The organism is Deinococcus sp. Leaf326 (assembly GCF_001424185.1).
Taxonomy (GTDB): Bacteria; Deinococcota; Deinococci; order Deinococcales; family Deinococcaceae; genus Deinococcus.
In genome coordinates, this window is record NZ_LMOM01000041.1 from 15,088 (window position 1) to 19,482 (window position 4,395).

General features: G+C 60.9%; 2 protein-coding genes. One reads left to right on the plus strand and one right to left on the minus strand.

Going from position 1 to position 4,395, the window contains the following annotated elements:
* Positions 1–256: 256 nt before the first annotated feature.
* Positions 257–3,070 carry an AAA family ATPase gene (locus ASF71_RS13455; RefSeq protein WP_056301071.1) on the plus strand — a complete coding sequence of 938 codons (2,814 nt, stop codon included), beginning with the start codon at positions 257–259 and terminating at the stop codon, positions 3,068–3,070.
* A gap of 270 nt (positions 3,071–3,340) precedes the next feature.
* On the opposite strand, the gene ASF71_RS13460 is transcribed toward ASF71_RS13455, so the two are convergent.
* Positions 3,341–3,889: a hypothetical protein gene (locus tag ASF71_RS13460; RefSeq protein ID WP_156372821.1), complete on the minus strand. Its 549-nt coding sequence runs from the start codon at positions 3,887–3,889 to the stop codon at positions 3,341–3,343.
* Between the last annotated feature and the right edge of the window lie 506 nt (positions 3,890–4,395).

A 4,395-nucleotide genomic window follows, 5' to 3' on the forward strand; every position in this document is an offset into this window, starting at 1 on the left:
AGGGGGAAAAGAACGTGCCACTCGGCGTCCGTCAGATCGTTCGGATAGGCAGATCGGGACATGGGCGTATCACCTCAGCCCAATCGTCCACCTTTGTTGCTGCGGGAAAAACCTGTACCAGCACGTTTTTCAGACGCACTTCAGACGCATTAAGCGCTCGTTTTTAGAGGCTACTTCAACTGAGAGAGCTTCTACTCCTAGTCATCAATCCATTTGGGCTCGTTCCGGCCGCCTATATACCCCCTATCCTCTCTCCATGCGCTTTCTCACCTACCGTGGCCTTGACGCCTCCCGGGTACACCGGCAGCTCAGAAGGGTACAGGAAGCCATCGAGCGCGACGATTTCAAGACGCCTGATGTCAAGAAACTGGCCCAGGGGAACTACTACCGGGCCAAACTGGATGACACCAACCGTTTATTGCTGACATTTATGAAGCGCGTTTCCGAACGCGGTCCAGAGACGGTCTGCCTCGCGCTGGAGATCATCCACCAGCACGCCTATAACAAGTCACGCTTTTTGCGGGGCGCCCGAATTGACGAAGCGCGACTGCCAGACTTTGATGCGGCGGAGGCGGACATGGTCGCCATTCCCGTACGTTATCTGCATCCTACCCGTCAGGAGGTTCACCTGCTGGACAAGGTCATCTCCTTCGACGATGCCCAAGACATGGTCTACCGCACACCTCCGCCCGTTATCTTGGTCGGCTCGGCAGGCAGCGGCAAGACGGCGCTGACGCTACAGAAACTGCGCGAGGTTCCCGGTCAGGTACTGTACGTGACTCTCTCGCCTTACCTTGCGCAAAGTGCCGCCGAATTGTACGGAGCGAATGGCTTCGACAATCCGGCACAGGACGTTGCGTTCTTGTCTTTCGCCGACTTTCTGACCACCATCCACGTACCTAGGGGGCGTGAGATCACTTTCCGGGACTTTGGAGACTGGGTGGCTCGGCAGTCCGGGCTAAAATTCACCGACGCGCATGCGCTCTTCGAAGAGTTCCGGGGTGTACTTAGTAGTTCGCCGGAAGGGCCTCTCTCGCGTGAGGTGTACCTGTCCCTGGGCATTCGCCAGAGCATTTACAGTGTCGAGCAGCGGCCTGCCGTATACGACCTGTTCATCCGCTTCCTCCAATGGCTAGGGGAGGTAGGACTATACGACGCGTCGCTGGTGGCCTCCGACTATATGCAACATGTTCAACCGACAGCCGACTTTGTGGTGGTCGACGAAGTACAAGACCTCACAGCGGCACAACTGGCCCTCATCCTAAAAACGCTGAAGATTCCGGGGCAGTTCCTCCTGTGTGGCGATTCCAACCAAATTGTTCATCCCAACTTCTTTTCGTGGGCGGCTGTGCGCGCGCTGCTTTGGCAGGACACGGCCCTCGCCGAGCGGCAGGCTGTCAGTGTGCTGCAGGCGAATTTCCGCAATGCTGCGGAGGTGACGCGGGTGGCCAACGCTCTGCTGAAGGTTAAACACGCTCGTTTTGGTTCGGTTGACCGGGAGAGCAATTTCCTGGTGCGTGCGATGGCGGACGAGGCGGGATCAGTCACCCTGCTGCCGGACGAGTCCCGCGTCCGTCGGCAACTTGACGAACAGACCCGTGACTCGACTGCTTACGCTGTGCTGGTCCTCCGGGACGAGGACAAGGCCGCCGCCAGACGGGTATTCAGTACGCCCCTGGTCTTCAGCGTCCACGAGGCCAAGGGGCTGGAGTACCCCAGCATCATCCTGTACAACTTCATCAGCAGTGCTCGCCAAACCTACGCCGACATCGTTCAGGGGGTCACGCCCGCTGACCTGCAACGCGATGAATTGAATTATGCTCGCGCCAGGGACAAGGCCGACAAGTCATTGGAACTCTACAAGTTCTACGTTAATTCCCTGTATGTGGCCGTGACCCGCGCTGTGCAGCAGGTCGTGCTAGTTGAAGCCGACATTCGGCATCCGCTGTTGGCACTGCTAGATGTGAATTTAGGCGACGGCGCCGAACAGTTCCGAGGCCAGAAGGCGTCGCGGGATGACTGGGAACGTGAGGCGAGCAAGCTGGAATTGCAAGGTAAACAGGAGCAGGCCCGCGATATTCGCCGCCGGATTTTGCGACAGCAGGAAGTTCCTTGGCCGGTCTGGACCCCCATTGCCCTGGCCAGGGCGCAGTCGGACACGCAGGCCCATCCCGGCGACGTGAAGCGGGCGCGCGAGCTGACCGACTACGCTCTGCTGAGTCTGGACACGCGCTTGCTGGAAGAACTGGCTGCCCTGAAGATTAAACCCGCTCAGTCATTTTTGCGCAACCCTGAAAAAGACCGCCGCATCCAGCGCCAGGCAGTCGTGGAGAAATACCGCAAACCCTACGTGACTGGCAATCTACGAGCGGTGCTGACGGATATCGACAGATATGGGGTAGATCACCGTACCCAGGAGAACCTGACGCCCCTGATGCTAGCGGTGCAGTCCGGGAATGTGCCACTGGTCATGGCGCTGCTAGAGCGCGGCGCATCCCCAACCCAGACCGACCTGTATGGTCGCACACCCCTGGTGCTGGCGCTGGAGGGGGCTATGCGGGACGCAGCATATGCTGAAGGGGTTCTCGGTGTCATGTGGGACGGCCTACGCCCCACGGCCCTCGATGTGCGAGTGGCTGACCGCTTGGTACGCCTTTCCTCCGAGGGAGCTGAGTTCTACTTCCTGAGCGTAATGTTGGCGCTGCTACCTCACTACGCCTCTAGGCTGGTCCGTCCGGACCTGACTCCACGCGAAGTGGAAGAGAGGCGGACTGGATTTTTCATTGATGCCTTGCAGGAGAATCTCGACGCTTTCCCCCTAGGGGTGCTGTCGGAAGCCAGACGTAAACGGAGCTATTTCAACCATGTGCTCGCGCGGGCAGAGGTGAACAGCACCTACGCGCCCGCACGCCGGTTGTGGCAGCGGGTCAAGCAGTGCTTCTATGTCCTCAATCCCGACATGCAGGTGCGGCTGAAGCTCGCGCCCGACGCCGAAGGGGAGTGGGTTGAGGTAGGGCTGCTCTCCGACCCGCTCGGACGCGGGTGGCTGGCAGTCGACAGCACAGCCTGACCCCGTCGCACTCGCACTCGACTACAAGGCTCATCTCGACTCCCTGCCCTCAGCGCCTGACACTGTGCAAGAAATGGCATCCTGAAGGTAGTGCGGCATCACGAAGGGCAGGATCTATGTCTGTGACGATCCCCAATATTGCCCGTTTGCACGCTGACATCCTGGCAACCTACCGAAAAGCCGGATCCTCATCGCCGCCTGGATGTCCCTAAGGCGGCTCGCGGAGGTGCTTTTCTTTGGAATGTGTTGAGTATCGGTGGTGCGCAGGTATTAAAAAGGCCGTATAGGACGGCTTAAGTTTTGCTTGCTCACAGGAGGGGTAGGAAGGGGCCTCCAAATTGTTTTGAGGAGTAACCCGGGGGCGACCACGTTGCGAGGGGCCTTGGCGGCGACCGGGGCGGCTTCGGGCTGTACGGGGGCAGGAGCCGCCTCCGATGCTTCGGTGGGGGCAGCAGCCGGGGCTTCCTCCCTCTCCAGGGCCGCCACGGGCAGTGCAGGGGCAACCGGGGCCACGTCGGCAGGGGCTTCCACTTCGGCGGCGGGCAGTTCAGGTGCGGCCTCGGGCTCGGGGGCGTCCTGCGCTTCGGGCGCGGCGTCCGATTCCGGGGCGACGGGGGCAGCCTCGACCTCGGCGGGGGCTTCGGCCGGAGCGTCGGCGACGGGGGTGGCCTTAACCCCAGCAGCCTTCAGGACCTCGCGGGCTTCCGCGTCAAGGCGCACGATCTTGCGGCGGAGGGCGGCATGGGCCGCGTTGCCGCCCTGACCGTTTTCCAGGCCTTCGTCGACGATGGCGAGCAGGCGCACACGACGGGGTTCCAACAGTCTGACCCTCTGACAGACGCGGTGCATGACAACCCCATACCTCCGTTTCTCCACACGTGGTCCCCCAGAACACCAGTTCACACACGGGGGAGAGCGAGACGGCACGCTCAGATCTGCTTGCACAGGGACTCGGTCAGGCGGCCAGTGGATTCAGGAACGGCCTCCCTTTTCCCGCGAACTCCCGATCGGTATGACCCCGGACGGCCCGCGCGAGACTGACCTGCCCCGGAGAGGCGGGCGCTTACCCCAGCGATATGGCAGGTACCGACTTCTCGACGTCTTCGCCACGATACGGCGTGTCTGGGAAGCCTCGTACTGGCGCCGCAGCATGCGCGGTAGCTGAGGTCACGCTCAGCCCTCCCCATCTTCCACTTTAACTCTGCCGCACGTCTGGTAGAACACGCTGCACGAAGCGTTTCAACATGTTCTGGTAGTGTTCTGGATCAATATTCCAGGGCCGCAGATGCTCGGCACCCTCAACCCGGTGATACTCGACGAGATCG

Coding starts and splice junctions, on each gene's coding strand:
- ASF71_RS13455 (WP_056301071.1), top strand. CDS start 257: ATGCGCTTTCTCACCTACCGTGGCCTTGACGCCTCCCGGGTACACCGG.